This window comes from Aliiglaciecola aliphaticivorans (assembly GCF_054782055.1).
Genome location: NZ_BAAGTF010000006.1, coordinates 84044 through 99065, shown reverse-complemented (window position 1 = coordinate 99065; position 15022 = coordinate 84044). Strand labels below are relative to the sequence as shown.

The following is a 15022-nucleotide window of genomic DNA, read 5'->3' as shown; positions in this document are numbered from 1 at the left end:
TACATTCTGTTATCACAGTGATGCCGTTAGCTTATGGCGCATCACCTTGCCTAAGGCATTGCGAGGAATTTCAGCTACCAAATGCATTTTTTCTGGAAGCTTAAACGAGGCTATGTTTTGCCCTTTTAAATAGCCAATTAAGTCATCTAATGTCAGACTTTTCTGTGGTTTTAACGCCACAAATACGGCGATTCGTTCACCCATCATTTCGCAAGGGTAGGGAGCCACAGCGACATCTAATATGTGCTCATGACTACTTAATAGGTTATCCAGTTCAGCCGGTGCTATGTTCATTCCGCCACGTATAATCAGATCTTTGCAACGACCTATAAACTTAAAGAAGTCAGGGTCTTGTGCTGAAATTTGAAAAAGATCACCGGTTTTAAAAAATCCGTCTGAGGTAAAACTTTGCGCGGTTTTTTGTGGGGCTTTAAAATAACCATCAAATACGCCAGCGCCTCTTATTTGTAGCTCTCCAGAGGTGTCATTTTGAGTGATTTCAGTGTTTGTTTTTACATCCACTAATCGTGTTTCAAGTAAATCACTTTTACGCGGGAACAGGCGGGCGCGCTTTTCAGGGGACGTAGTTTCATTCGGACCACATAGTAGGCTCATGCCTTCGTTTGAACCAAAATGGTTGACAATTTCTATGTTAAACAATTGTTTGTATCCGTCTACCATCCACGCATCAAGAGGCGCAGAGCCGGAACCAATAGCACGAATTGTCGAAAAGTCGATGGCACTTCTTAGTTTTTCATCTTTCAACAAAGTGTTGAGCAATGTGGGAGGGGCCAAGGTGTAATTCACCTTTTCATCGACAATCTGTTGTAAGAACACGGGTAAATTTAACGGGTGATGAAGAACGAGTTTGCCACCACTGTATAACCAGCTTAAAAACATGCCGCCAATGGAGGCCATATTGATAAGCGGGAAGGGATTGAGCAAGGTTTCGTTATCTTCAATTTGATTGCCTAAATAGGTGGCTTTACCTATGGCTAACCATTGGTTATGACTACGGGGAACGCCTTTGGGGTCGCCTTCAGTGCCAGACGTCCAACAAATTGTAATCAAATCATCGGCCCTGATTGGGTATTGGCGGGTATAAGCTTGGTATTCCTCAGGGGTTATCCCTTTGTCCATTATCGTATATAAGTTAGCGTCGGATTTGCCTTCTCCCCAACTCAATATTTTGGGAGGGCTGTTCAACTCAGATAACGCCACGCTGCGATGTATTTTTTCCAACAATTCTGTTTGTTTAAAACTTGCTGTAGTGATAACGGCTTTGGGTTGTAACATTTGCAAAATAGTGCGCAGTTCACTTTCTTGATACTGCACGGGGACTGGGCTGAGGATAACCCCTAACTTGGAAGCAGCTAAGTAGCAATATATGAGCTCAACCACGTTTGGCATTTGTACCAACACAATGTCATCTTTGATTAACCCCAATTGCAAAAAAGCGCCAGTGAGCTGTTCTACTTTATGTGACAACTCCTGGTAACTTAGGCGTTGGGGTTGATTGCCAGTCAAGCTTGGTTTATCAATGGGATCAACTAACGCTGTGCGTTGCGGATACTCAGAGGCTGTTTTGTCAAACAATTCATGGAGCTTCACCTCTCCCCATTCTCCTGAGTCGTGGTACTGCTTTATTCTGTCTAATGTTGAAGTAATCATTCTAATTTACCTTCAGAATTCGCTATCTTTTGCACGTCTTTTTTACTGTAGTAAAACAACTAGAATACCGCCTTAACAAGACGGTATTCGAGTAATTAATCTGTGCTTAGAAGTTATAAGTAAACTCTACCGCTACACTTCTAGGCCGCTCGTAAATGCCATAATAGGCAACCCCTGTTCCACCCGTGAGTGTGGTTGAAAAGGGCAATGAATTAGACAGGGTCATGACGCGTTCATCAGTAATATTGCTGCCAATTAACGCGAGTTGCCATTTGTCGTCATAGTCGGCCAATGCTATGCGAAGTCCCCAACGGGTATAGCTGTCTTGCATCGTATTTGGATCGATAGTGACACCGGCATTGTATTCGTCGCTGTACTCCATATTTAAGCTGTAGGTCATGTAAGCCCAATCGCTGATGTCTTGTTGGTATTGCAGTCTTAAATTACCTGAAAACTCTGGGGTGTAGATAGCCCGTTCACCAGTAAGGTTACACAAGCCATCAACGGAGGAGCTCAACACTTGATCTGGCAACACCAAATCCGGGGCACATTGGGCAACGTCGAAATCCAGATATTCAAAATCTAGGTAAGCCAAGGAACCTGTTAATACCAAAGATTCTGATAGCAACCAACGACCATCTATTTCGATGCCTTTAATTTCTGCTTCAGCGGCATTTTGCACGTTAAATCCGACGGTGCCATCAAACTGGGTCACTTGCAGATCTTCATAATGGGTGAAGAAAGCGGCGCCATTGATTTCTATATAACCAAATCCAAATTTTCCACCTAGTTCATAACTTGTTGCCTGTTCGTCTTCAAACTCAAACGAACCTGGATTGACCGGATTGTCAGGATAGCTATTGGAACGAATATCAAAACCACCGCCTTTACTACCTTGGGTATATGAGGCATAAAATAGCGTATCATCATCAACTTCGTATTGAATATTAAGTAATGGATCAAGTTGTGATTCATTGCGTGTACCTTCAAGATCGTGAGCATATATTTTTATGGCTCCCATCATGACTTCGAAACCCGCTTGGGGACCAAAAGCGGGAGAGCCCGGAAATAATGCGTCTGCAGGAATCCCACTAGTATTTTCGCCTGGTAAATTCAGCACGCGATGAGCGTCTTTTTCTTCTTTGCTGTAACGTGCTCCTGCAGTGACTGAGAGTTGCTCTGTGATCCGCCAGTTAAGCTGTGCAAAAGCGGAAAAGACTTGAGAGTCTTGGGAGAAGTCTCTATCCCAACTACCACCAACAATAGGCACATAAGCTGGATTTGCAGCAAAGGTGCTACCAAATAGCACATTGTCATAGGTAATTAGCTCATTATCTTGAATATAAATACCGGCTATATAATCGAGGTTTCCATCGGTGGGGGAGGCAACTCTTAACTCCTGGCTCCATTGTTTAAAGCGCTCTCCTTGAGTGGAACCATTAAATAAATCTAGTCCGGTATAGTCCACATCAATGAGTTCATCAGTGTCATACTTTAGATATGCAGTGGTTGAGGTAATTGTAAAATCATTGATATCGTAGGCGACGTTTAACATCAGAGTATCAACCGTATTATTACTTTCTTGCCCGTTGTTTTGGGATTTGTAATCTTCATCGGTTTCTACATAAAGCGCGCCACTGAAAATGGTAGAATATGAACCAATGGCCGAATGGTTTTCAATTGCTCTGCCGGCCGTGTCGAAGTTAGATGTTTCTGCCTTAAGTAAAATCGTTAAGTCATCGTAATCCCACTCAAGCATGCCTCTTAAATACAATTGTTCTGTATTGGGTTCGGTGCGATCTAAGGTTACATTTTCAATCCAGCCATCCATCTCTCGGTATGACGCAACAAAACGCCCTTTCAGATTGTCTGTTAGGGGGCCAGAAATAATACCTACGGTTTTAAATTCTTCTTGTTCGAATTCATATAAGGTTGAAATAGACGCTTCAAAATCATCAGTTGGTCGAGCCGAAGAAAGACTAATTGCGCCAGCAATAGCGTTTTTACCAAAGAGAATGGGTTGAGGTCCACGGAGTATTTCAACGCGCTCCAAATCCACTAGAGGTAATTGAATCAACTGATCTCGGCCGTAATAGACTTCATCAACGTACATAGCTACAGATTGTTCAAACCCTTTATTTCCGCCTGATGAAATACCACGAATACCGATTTGGTTAGTAATACCGGATTTTGTGATATTGAGATTAGGAACAGAGCTCGACATATCCGTTAGACTGTTAATGTTATTGCTTTTCAACAAATCCCCAGAAATGGCACTAATTGAAATAGGTACATCTTGTAATCCTTGCGAACGTTTTTGAGCGGTGACCTCGATAACTTCAAGGGATAACTCTGCATCTTTCCCATTGGTTTCTTGCGCTATTGCGTTAACACTGTATCCCATCATTAAAGCTGAAATATAAATGGCTACACGCGTCTTTTTATAATTAATCTGCATCGTCTGCTCCTAAATGCTTCGAACCAAAATATGCGTTTAAACTCAATAAAACGTTAGTCTAATAACGCAAGTGATATGACAATATACTCGTAGGTTCATTAATGCAAGTCTTTTTGTTAAAAAAATGTTTAAATAGGTTTCTATAATGTAATTATTGTTGGTATTTTATTTTAACTGATTGTTTAATATATAAGACTTATAATGAAAGTTACGTACTAATCAGTGCTTGTATTGAGGTGGAATTGAACATTATTTAGGTTAATTTACTAGGTTTTAGGCATAGGATGAGATAAGGTTTGTAGATGAATATTGAAAGTCAAATAATAACAAACCCAGTTGCTCGGGCACTTAAAATTGTCGGTGATCGCTGGACTATCTTGATCTTGCGGGATGCTTTTTTAGGCCGCCATAGATTCAGTGAGTTTAGAGAATTTAGTAAAATAGCCCGTGGGACTTTAACCAATCGTTTGGAGTTTTTGATTGAGAATGAGATTTTATATAAAGTACCTTATACTCAAACTCCTCCTCGTTTTGAATACAAACTCACGCCCCGAGGACTTGGTCTTTACCCTTGGGCATTAATGGTTTGGGAATGGGAGACGCACTGGGTGAACCACTCGGGAACGAAATTACCTTCTGTTTTACAGCATAATATCCAGGCTCAACATGAACTCAAACCAATATGTGTGTGCCGACATTGTCGTGTAGAAGTGCATTTTCAAGATGTGAAGCGAGTACAAGACAAATCCATCGATATTGTTTATACAGGAAATGTTGCTGATAACATGAATACACAGCGGCGTTCCAGAGGAAGCACTGTCTCTGATGCCGATCACCGGTTAGGCCATATTATTGAAATCATTGGCGATCGTTGGAGTAGCCTAGTGGTTGCTTGTGTCTTCTTAGGACTGAGTCGTTATGATGATATCCAGCAAAATTTAGGTATTGCCACCAATATTTTAGCGGATCGATTGAAACTCATGGTGGACTTAGAAGTATTGTCGCGAAATCTATACCAACAAACCCCCCCTCGATATGAATATACACTAACCGAAAAGGGGACTTCGCTATATGGTTTAATTTTAGCGCTACGTCAGTGGATGTTAGATTATTTTCCAGCGATGGAACGCCCATTTAAACTCATACACAATGCCTGTGGTTATGATCTAGATGTTGACGTTATTTGCGCCACTTGTTTAACTCCGCCCTTGCCTGAACAGGTAGGCTTTAGTACTCAGGAATAAGGTTGAACGACAGTTCATATTTTATTTTGCGAGGTTAATTCCCGTTTTAAAATTTTGCCTACAGGGGATTTAGGTAGCTCATCAATAAATTTAATTATTTTGGGAATTTTATAGGCGGCTAAATTACTGCGACAATGTTCTATTATGTCTCTTTCAGTCAGGCTATTTTGTTTACGAACTACAAATAATTGCACTGCCTCACCCGTGTCTTTGGATGTGATGGCAATAGCCGCAGATTCTTGAACGTCGTCTAAGCGGTTTACAACTTGTTCGATCTCCGCAGGGTAAACGTTAAAACCCGAAACAAGGATCATGTCCTTGATTCGATCCACAATATATACAAAGCCGTCTTCATCCATAGTCGCTATATCACCAGTGGCTAGCCAACCATCTTGTAAACTGGCCTTGGTTGCTTCTGGGTTGTGCCAATACTCCTTCATAATTTGCTTCCCTTTAACAAAGAGTTCGCCTTTGCCTCCAGGGCCGACAACTTGATTGTTATCACCAACAATTTTTATCTTAACCCCTTGCATTGGCTTACCCACTGAGCCTAAACGATAGTCCTGTTGTCCGCGATTAATAATCACCCCTGCAGAGGATTCTGTTAATCCGTAACCTTCGTTAATTTGGCATTGGGTGAGCGCTTCCCAGCACAAGGCAACACTTTGATCCAGAGCCATTCCCCCTGATAAAGTGAATTTTAAGCCTGAGAAGTCAAGGGTCCTAAATTGTGGATCGTGGCACAACATATTAAATAGGGTATTGATACCTACAAAAAGACTGAACTTTGTGTCTTTTAAGGCGTTGTATAGGGCGGGCAGATCTCGTGGGTTAGTAATTAAGATACTGGTAACACCATAAATAACTCCAACCATAATGTGGCCTACAAATGCGTACACATGGTAAAGAGGTAAAGGTGCGGCAAATACCTCATTACCCGCTTCAAACACCGCTGTAGTATGCCAAAAGCTGTGGGCGGCGCTGACTAAGTTTTCATGGGTTAAAACAGCCGCTTTAGATAGCCCTGTAGTTCCTCCGGTGTATTGCAATAGTGCGGTGTCATCAGTTTTAGCTGGTACCGGATGGAATTGAGATTGACTACCAAGGGATAATAGTTCCGCGTATTCACAACAATCGACATGTAAATTTTCTAAGGTTGTAGGCTGATTTTGCAAGAAAAAAAGTGCTGATATGTCAGATTCATTCACCAAGTTAGTGACCAATTCTATTGAAGAGCTTAAAACGAATAGCGCTTTTGCTCCCGAGTCCTGATAGATGTGGCGAAGTTCGTTTGCAGTGTATAAAGGATTAATATTAACCAGAATTAAGCCCGCCCGCAGTGCTCCCCAAGCAACTATGGGGTAGGCTAGACAATTCGGTAATTGCAAAGCAATTCTATCGCCAGGTTGCAAATCCGTATAGTTTTGTATGTAAGCTGCAAAATTTCTTGAATCTTGGTCAAGGGCTAAATAACTCAGGCTTTGTGTGCCACAACGAAAGGCAGTATGTTGACTAAATTGCTTGCAACCTTGATTAAACACAGATTGTAACGTGACGTTTTCTAATTCAGTTGTTACTTGATTGTTTAAATTCATGTTTATCTCAAAAAGCTTATCTTAAAATTGGTTTTCAATAACACTGGAAGTGATCCATCAGCCTGCTAGCATCAATGGATACTTGTATATGTTAGCGGGTGATTAAAACTGCTCAGTATCCATTGCCATTAGATTTTGCGCACCAGATTGTATGGTTAATTTTAAAGTGGCAGTGCGGGGAAGTATTCGTTGAAAATAAAAACGTGCAGTGTTGATTTTACTGTTATAAAAATCGCGATCATGTGTCTGAGCTGCCTGTTTTTGTTTGTCGAATGCCACTAAGGCCATTCTTGCCCAGAAATAGGCTAAAACGGTGTACCCAGAAAACATTAGAAAATCCACTGATGCGGCACCCAATTCATCAGCATCTGCACCAGCAGATTTGCCTATTGTATTGGCTAATTCTAACCAATCATGGGTTGATTGCTTAAGTGGCCCGATAAACTCCAGCATATTTTCAGTTGATTGGTGGGATTCACAAAACTCTAATACGATATCGGTAAAGTTGGTTAATAAGCTGCCTTTAGAGCCCATCACTTTTCTGCCAATCAAATCAAGGGCCTGAATACCAGTGGTACCCTCATATAAGGTAGATATGCGACTATCACGCTGATTTTGCTCCATGCCCCATTCTCTAATGTAGCCATGGCCACCAAATACTTGCACGCCGTGATGGGCTGCCTCACAGCCTAACTCTGTCATAAATCCTTTGCAGATTGGCGTGAGCAGCGCTAATAGTTGTTTGGCATGATGTCGTTGTTGTTCTGATTGCCCTAGCTCAGCGATATCGAGTTGCTGAGCAACATAATATGCAAAGGCTCTAAAGCCTTCAGCCAAAGACTTGATGGTGAGTAACATGCGACGAACATCTGGATGCACAATAATAGGATCCGCAGGCCCCTCAGGATTCTTTACACCACTTAAAGAGCGCATAGCTAATCGTTCTTTAGCGTAGGGAACAGCACCTTGATAGGCCACTTCAGAATGGACTAATCCTTGTAAGGCTGTTGTTAACCGAGCTGAATTCATAAAGGTAAACATGGCTTCAAGGCCTTTGTTGGGCTGGCCAATTAAATAACCTTTAGCGCCATCAAAGTTCATTACACAGGTAACAAACCCATGTACTCCCATTTTATGTTCGATGGAACCACAGCCAACCTTGTTTCTCGCGCCTATTTTACCTTCTTCAGTGACTAAAAACTTTGGTACCACAAACAGTGAGATCCCCGACGTACCTTCAGGGGCACCGGGTAATCGGGCCAGCACAATATGCACAATGTTTTCTGCCATGTCGTGCTCCCCACAGGAAATGAAGATTTTTGTTCCGCTGAGGATATATTCATCATTAGCTACGGGTGTGGCTTTGGTTTTTAATTGACCTAAATCAGTACCGCAATGGGATTCCGTTAAACACATGGTGCCAGTCCACTTGCCGCTAACTAAGTTGGGGAGAAAAGTGTTTTTAAGTTCTTCGGTGCCATAACTGACTAGCGTTTTTATTGCTCCTTCACGTAAACCAGGGTAACCCGACCAAGCAACACTAGCGCTACACACAAGTTCACTGACAATGACATTCATAGATTCTGGTAAACCTTGACCACCATATTCTTCAGGCATTGCTAACGATGGCCATCCCCCTTCACAATATTGTTGATAAGCTGCTTTGAAACCTGGTGGGGTAGTGACCCCATCGGCACTCCACTGACAACCGTGCTGATCCGCAACGGCATTCAATGGCGATATGACCTGTTCAGAAAACTTTGCAGCTTCTTCAATGATAGCCCACTGCATAGACTGATCTAACCCCACATCTTTATTCAAATTTTGATAATGCTCAGTGAACTTAAGTAGGTCGTTTGTAACGAACTGGATATCACGAAGAGGAGCTTTATAAGATGGCATTGAGATTACTCCAGAATTTTTAATTTATATCAGGCTTAACCTTAAACAAGTTGAAGCTGGCTTACTTTCTATTCGAAAAACATATCGGAACAACAGATGGCCACAATAACCACTAAGTTCTTTAATGCAAGTAATGTTAATTTGATGAGTCTATTAAAGCAAGTAACTATGTTAAATAAGTTTAAATTTATTTACTTGATATTAACTTTGTGAGGTTTTAGTGGCAATAAAAGCAAGTCTTGATAAGCTGTATAACGAGCCATGACTCTATATTTTTTGAGGTTTAATTTATTGATAAATAGAATTATTATTGTATTTTGAACAGGTTAAACTGGTTCAAATAGGGGACGGTAAGGCTAATTCAGAATAGCCTTACTTTACTGGCTAGTTGAAGATACTATCCCACTGTTTATCGAGTTGGCTGTGGGCTTGATTGAGAGAAACGGCCCTATATAGGTTGTTATATTTTTCAATAAGACCAAAGCGATGCAACTTATTTAGCGCATCCTCTATCTCGAAATCAATTTCAAAGTCGAATTGCTGAGCAAACCAATGTTCAATTTGCTGATCTAATTGCTCGCTGCTGATCGCTTGTGTATTTATCAGTAAAAAGTAGTAGGCGAGTATGGCTTCTTTACATTCTTCCTCTTCAGCTGCATCAATTAAGTGATGAAATACTCCGGCGTTGTTGTCGAGGTTTTTAAAATACAGGTTATCTGCCAGTGCTTTCATAAATTTTAATTTGCGATTCTTGAATTTACTCCATTCTTTAAAGATAAAGCCTCCAATCACGCCTGCACCCGCGCAAAGGGCGACAAGTTCTTGTGTGCCAATGGTGACGGCTTTATCTGATAAACCAATCCAATAACTGATCAATCCTGCCATTAGTAACAATGACGCCCCTAATTTTGTTACCAATACCACGGTTCCACCGACTAATGCAGAGCCGCCAATAATGGCTTTATCTAAGGTGCGCATTCGCACTTCGCTGTTTGGGAAGAGCATTTCTAAATCGGCTTTTGGGACATTTTGGAATAACTTTATGATGGTAGAATTCGGTTCAAAATTCAGGGATTTCATTTTCTTTGAGACAAAGTAGTCAGCATTTTTAAACTTTATATAAACGGCCACTTTGTCATAATTGGTGAAGCTGACTTGTTGTTTCTTCAAGCCCCAAAATTTGCTCAAGGTTTCCGTTTTTTGGTATTCCCCTCGACGATAGAACACCACTTCTGCGAAGTCTTCAAATTCCACTTCCAGTCTAACTTTAAATAAAGACGCTTCATGTAAAGCCTCTTGCAAATCTTGTTCGGTCACTTTTTCAAAGTTCGCCGCATTTAATACCTGTGCAAACGTTTGCGCAAAAACCTGTTGTTTGTTATCTAAGGATTGTTTAGTGGTTGAATGGACGGGCAGGGTGTCAGAGTTAGGATCAAAGGGCGCGTAGCTATCTTTTAATATTTCAAGGGTTTGATGATATTCAAAATGCAAAGTGCTCACCAGTATGTGGCACAAATCTATGAATGCATTTTTATCTTGTTCATTGAGTTGGCCTTGTTGCAAACAGGCGTTGATAAGATCCGCTTTTCTTAACGGGATGAACCGATCTTTTTTAATACTTTGCTGCATAAAAGGGTAATGGCCTGTTAATTGTGCTTATTCTGGTTTCGCATCACCGGTAACCATGGCTAATGCCAGAGCTTCGGCTACACGGATACCATCTATGCCAGCAGACCAAATGCCTCCAGCGTAACCTGCACCTTCGCCTGCAGGGTATAAACCTGCTACGTTAACGCTTTGATAATCTTTGTCGCGTTTAATACAAATAGGTGATGAGGTGCGAGTTTCGACGCCAGTGAGTAAACCATCCGCTTTAGCAAATCCTTTGATTTGACGATTAAACGCTGGAATTGCTTCGCGAATGGATTCGGTAACAAAGTCTGGTACCACTTTGGATAAATCCGTCAACGTAATGCCTGGCGTATATGAAGGTTTAACATCGCCTAATTCTGCACTGGCATTTCCTGCCAAAAAGTCACCAATTAATTGTGCCGGCGCATGATAATTTTCACCGCCTACTGCAAAAGCCATATCCTCTAAACTACGTTGTAATTCAATACCTGCCAATGGGTGGTCGGGATAATCCTGTTCAGGGGTAATGCCAACTACTATGGCGCTGTTGGCGTTGCGTTCATGTCGGGAGTATTGACTCATTCCATTAGTGACGACTCTTCCTGGCTCAGACGCAGCAGCCACAACAGTGCCACCTGGACACATACAAAAACTATACACAGTACGACCATTTTTACAGTGATGTACTAATTTGTAGTCTGCCGCACCTAAAATAGGGTTGCCGGCATTATCACCGAATCGACATTTGTCGATCATGCTTTGTTCGTGTTCGATTCGAAAACCTACTGAAAATGGCTTGGCTTCAATATGCACACCCTGTTCATACAGTGCGGTGAAGGTGTCTCTTGCACTATGGCCAACGGCTAATACTACGTGTTTACAGCTAAGATAATCCCCTCCAGCTAAGTGTAAACCTTTCAATTTATAACCTTCACTTTGTGGGGCTAAATCGAGTTTTTCTACTCTTGTACTAAAGCGAAATTCACCGCCTAAAGAAATTATTTTTTCACGCATTTTTTCAACCATATTGACCAATTTAAAGGTGCCAATATGGGGTTTACTGACATACATGATTTCTTCAGGTGCGCCCGCGGCGACAAATTCATGTAGCACTTTTCGACCGTAATGTTTGCGGTCTTTTACTTGACTGTAGAGTTTGCCATCGGAAAAAGTACCCGCTCCACCTTCTCCAAATTGCACATTTGATTCTGGATTAAGTGGTTTTTTACGCCAGAAACCAAAGGTATCTTTGGTCCGCTCTCGCACTTCTTTCCCCCGTTCCAGAATTATCGGCTTAAACCCCATCTGGGCTAAAATTAATGCTGCAAATAAACCACAAGGTCCTAGTCCAACAACGACTGGGCGCTCAGCTAAATTATCAGGTGCCTGAGTGACAAACTTATATTGCATGTCGGGAGTGATACGCACTTGTGGATCTTGCTCAAACTGTTCAAGCAGTTCAGATTGGTTTTTGACTTCCACATCAAGGGTATAGATGAGCTGAATGTCTCTGTTATTGCGCGCATCATAGCCTCGTTTAAACATATTAAAGGATATTAACTGGCTTGGGGTGATCTTGAGTTTGCTGAGAATTGCTTGCTCAATCGCCTCTTCTTGATGATTTAGGGGTAATTTAATATCCGTTAAACGTAACATAATACACACTCTTTAAACGCCGGACAGCCTTTCTGTCAGGGCGCGATATTTTAAATCAGCTAGTCTATGATAGATAGCCCTGTTAAATTCTATTTGCGTTGAAAACAGGTAGACAAAGATTGCCAGAACAATTTTTCAAAGAAACTTGTGTTTTTATGGTGCTTCTTTAAACTTGTCGGCATATTTTCAGCCTAACCAAAATAACTTTCAATGACCTTTGTAGTGACCGACAATTGCATCAAATGTAAATACACCGACTGTGTTGCTGTATGCCCTGTTGATGCGTTTTTTGAAGGGCCTAACTTTTTAGCGATTGATCCGGTAATTTGCATTGATTGTGCGCTCTGTGTACCTGAATGCCCGGCAGATGCGATTTTTCAAGATACCGAACTACCAACCGATCAACTTCAATATTTAGAATTGAATGAGCAGTTGAGCCAAGAATGGCCAAATATCACTGAATTAAAAGCTCCCCCAGAAGATGCGGACAAGTGGAACGGTGTTGTCGACAAGTTGCCTTTGCTAGAGCGTTAATGGTTAGCCAAAACCACCGCTATGCTTTAAACCCTTTTGCCACTATGTACACTTCACGTGAGCGAGGGCGAGAGGCATCGGGTTTACGGATAACGACTTTGTTAAAAGAGCTGCGCACGTCTTTTAGGTATTCTTCATAGCCCACACCTTGAAACACCTTTGCACAAAAGCTACCACCAGGTTTAAGAACATTGCGCGCCATGTCTAATGCCAATTCTACTAGGTACATAGAGCTGTATTGGTCGGTAGCATTCACGCCACTGATATTGGGCGCCATGTCAGAAACTACAACGTCGACTTGTTGATTGTCTAGCTCAGCAACAATTTGCTCGTAAACCGCTTCTTCGGTGAAGTCTCCTTGGATAAAAGTGACATCCAGGATTGAATCCATTGGTAAAATATCAGAGGCAATTACACGGCCTTTCTTACCGACTAAAGGCGCGACAATTTGTGACCACCCACCAGGAGCTGAACCTAGATCCATAACAATATTGCCAGGGCGAATTAATTTATCTTTTTCATTAATTTCAATCAGCTTATAACTTGCACGGGAACGATATCCGTCAATCTGTGCTTTTTTAACGTAGGGATCGTTAACGTGTTCGTCCAGCCATTTTTTACTGGTTTTAGAGCGTGCCATAAAGTGAGTCTGCTATTTTAGAAGGTTTAAACGGCGCTTATTGTAAGCTGGCACAGCAAATTTGCAAATTACCAAAGGGAAATTGCTGCTTTTTACCGTAATTTATTGGGTTTAACCAGTTTCGCCTGACTTGATTTCATCAAAGGGTTACAATTCTCAACCATGAGTATTTATTGTTTCATTTATCAAATCTACCGACTAGGAAATTACATGACCAATCTTGCAGTATTTAACTTGTGCCATGCAAAACTAAAATGTAAAGGCAAGTTGATATGAAATTTGATGATGTAAAAAAACTCCATCAAAAAAAGTATCGTTCTCAATTTGGTTATTATTTAGTCGAAGGTGAACATTTAGTTTTAGAGCTTCAAAAAGCGCTAAAAACGAACACTGACGCAGGCGATATTACTTTGTATGTTACGGAAGAATATCAAGGTTGGGCCAGTCAGTTGAGTATGGATTGCACTATTGCAAACCTCAACAAAAAACAAATGGCACAATTGAGTGATACTAAAACTCCCCAGGGCATCATTGCCTGTGTGCCATTGCCTAAAGCGGTTGAGGCACAAGCTAGAGCGGTCGAGTTGAAAGCTAAAGCGGTCGAGTTGAAAGCTAAAGCGGTTGAGGCACAAGCTAAAGCGGTTGAGGTACAAACAAAAACCGCGGAGTTAATCCAACCCAGTTCACAGAACGAGCGTTGTATCTATCTCCATGAAGTACAAGATCCCGGTAACCTAGGTACTATTTTGCGCACTCTCGCTTGGTTTGGTGGTTTTCGATTATTGCTTAGTCCCAACAGTGTTGATCCGTTTAATTCCAAAGTGGTTCGAGCCAGTATGGGCGCGATATTTCATGTGCCTATTGAGTTAGATGTTGAATTAGAGCATTTACGTACGCGCTTTAAAGGTTTTGCCTACTTAGACATGCAAGGTAAACAAATACAAAGTTCAGATTTTGCCAATTACCAGTGCTACTTATTTGGCAACGAAGCCAGAGGCGTACCTAATGATGCCTTGTCGGCCTGTGATGCTGATGCCTATACCATTGTTGGAAGTGGTAAAATTGATTCACTTAATTTAGCCAGTGCAGTGAATATTTGCGTCTATCAATTGTCGATTTAATTTATTGATATTGCTTGAGGAATGTCTGAAATATATCGGTAACCTCAGGCATTGATGTGTTAAGTCTGTGATCCCCTTCAATGAGATGTAATTCACAGCCTGATATTTCAGCATACTTTTGTGAATGTTGATAAGGAATAACCTCATCATTTAGGCCATGGACAATGCAAATATGCTCAGTATTGGGCGCATAGGTTTGATTTATGTAACCGGGCATAAAGAGGGCAGGAGCGAGCAAGAACAGGCCGCTACAAAGTTGATTTTGTGCCGCTACCATAGACACATAGCCGCCCATAGAAGAGCCCACTAAAAGCACGGGTTCTTTGATATCAGATAGCACCTTTATTAGCTTGTCGACTCGCACATCGGCATTCATGATGCCAGAGTAATCAATGCTATCAACTGTATATCCGTGATGTTTAGCGACTTCAGCTAATTTACGTATTTTTGAGCCCCAAGGACCACTTTCTTTTCCGTGCGAGAAAATCACGCGCATGATTTATTTCCGTAGTATGTCTTGAAGAGATAGTAACATTAGATAAGGTTCGAATTTTCGCTCAAGGGAGAAT

Annotated in this window: 11 protein-coding genes; 3 read left to right on the top strand and 8 right to left on the bottom strand. The window is 41.5% G+C overall.

All coding sequences use genetic code 11. The annotated features are described in order from the left end of the window. Nucleotides 1–12: 12 nt before the first annotated feature. Together ACYVIL_RS04010 and ACYVIL_RS04005 are read right to left on the bottom strand one after the other, a co-directional pair. On the bottom strand, nt 13–1671 hold the full coding sequence (locus ACYVIL_RS04010; RefSeq protein ID WP_460311641.1) for a class I adenylate-forming enzyme family protein: 1659 nt from the start codon (nt 1669–1671) through the stop codon (nt 13–15). A gap of 106 nt (nt 1672–1777) precedes the next feature. Beyond that, a complete protein-coding gene (locus ACYVIL_RS04005) occupies nt 1778–4129 on the bottom strand; it encodes a TonB-dependent receptor (protein ID WP_460311640.1) in 2352 nt (783 codons plus the stop codon). A 302-nt stretch (nt 4130–4431) separates the two neighbouring features. On the opposite strand from ACYVIL_RS04005, the gene ACYVIL_RS04000 reads away from it, so the two are divergent. Then, a complete protein-coding gene (locus ACYVIL_RS04000) occupies nt 4432–5373 on the top strand; it encodes a winged helix-turn-helix transcriptional regulator (protein WP_460311639.1) in 942 nt (313 codons plus the stop codon). A 14-nt stretch (nt 5374–5387) separates the two neighbouring features. On the opposite strand, the gene ACYVIL_RS03995 is transcribed toward ACYVIL_RS04000, so the two are convergent. From ACYVIL_RS03995 to ACYVIL_RS03980, 4 genes are all read right to left on the bottom strand, one after another. After that, the gene (locus ACYVIL_RS03995) at nt 5388–6968 is read right to left on the bottom strand and encodes a long-chain-fatty-acid--CoA ligase (protein ID WP_460311638.1); all 1581 of its coding nucleotides are present in this window, start codon (nt 6966–6968) and stop codon (nt 5388–5390) included. A gap of 102 nt (nt 6969–7070) precedes the next feature. Beyond that, entirely contained in the window at nt 7071–8870 is a 1800-nt protein-coding gene (locus tag ACYVIL_RS03990; protein ID WP_460311636.1) for an acyl-CoA dehydrogenase C-terminal domain-containing protein, read from the bottom strand. Nucleotides 8871–9254: 384 nt separating this feature from the next. Continuing rightward, the gene (locus ACYVIL_RS03985; RefSeq protein WP_460311694.1) at nt 9255–10487 is read right to left on the bottom strand and encodes a TMEM143 family protein; all 1233 of its coding nucleotides are present in this window, start codon (nt 10485–10487) and stop codon (nt 9255–9257) included. 39 nt (nt 10488–10526) lie between these two features. Then, on the bottom strand, nt 10527–12158 hold the full coding sequence (locus ACYVIL_RS03980) for an NAD(P)/FAD-dependent oxidoreductase (RefSeq protein WP_460311635.1): 1632 nt from the start codon (nt 12156–12158) through the stop codon (nt 10527–10529). Between the two features lie 210 nt (nt 12159–12368). On the opposite strand from ACYVIL_RS03980, the gene fdxA reads away from it, so the two are divergent. Continuing rightward, nucleotides 12369–12692: a ferredoxin FdxA gene (fdxA, locus tag ACYVIL_RS03975; RefSeq protein ID WP_460311634.1), complete on the top strand. Its 324-nt coding sequence runs from the start codon at nt 12369–12371 to the stop codon at nt 12690–12692. 19 nt (nt 12693–12711) lie between these two features. On the opposite strand, the gene rlmE is transcribed toward fdxA, so the two are convergent. Next, a complete protein-coding gene (rlmE, locus tag ACYVIL_RS03970; RefSeq protein WP_303474840.1) occupies nt 12712–13332 on the bottom strand; it encodes a 23S rRNA (uridine(2552)-2'-O)-methyltransferase RlmE in 621 nt (206 codons plus the stop codon). A 272-nt stretch (nt 13333–13604) separates the two neighbouring features. Between rlmE and ACYVIL_RS03965 the strand changes: the two genes are divergently transcribed. Then, complete coding sequence (locus ACYVIL_RS03965; protein ID WP_460311633.1) at nt 13605–14453, top strand: TrmH family RNA methyltransferase; 849 nt, start codon at nt 13605–13607, stop codon at nt 14451–14453. A 1-nt stretch (nt 14454) separates the two neighbouring features. Here ACYVIL_RS03965 and ACYVIL_RS03960 read toward each other — a convergent pair whose 3' ends face one another. Further along, complete coding sequence (locus ACYVIL_RS03960) at nt 14455–14949, bottom strand: YqiA/YcfP family alpha/beta fold hydrolase (RefSeq protein WP_460311632.1); 495 nt, start codon at nt 14947–14949, stop codon at nt 14455–14457. Nucleotides 14950–15022: the final 73 nt, after the last annotated feature.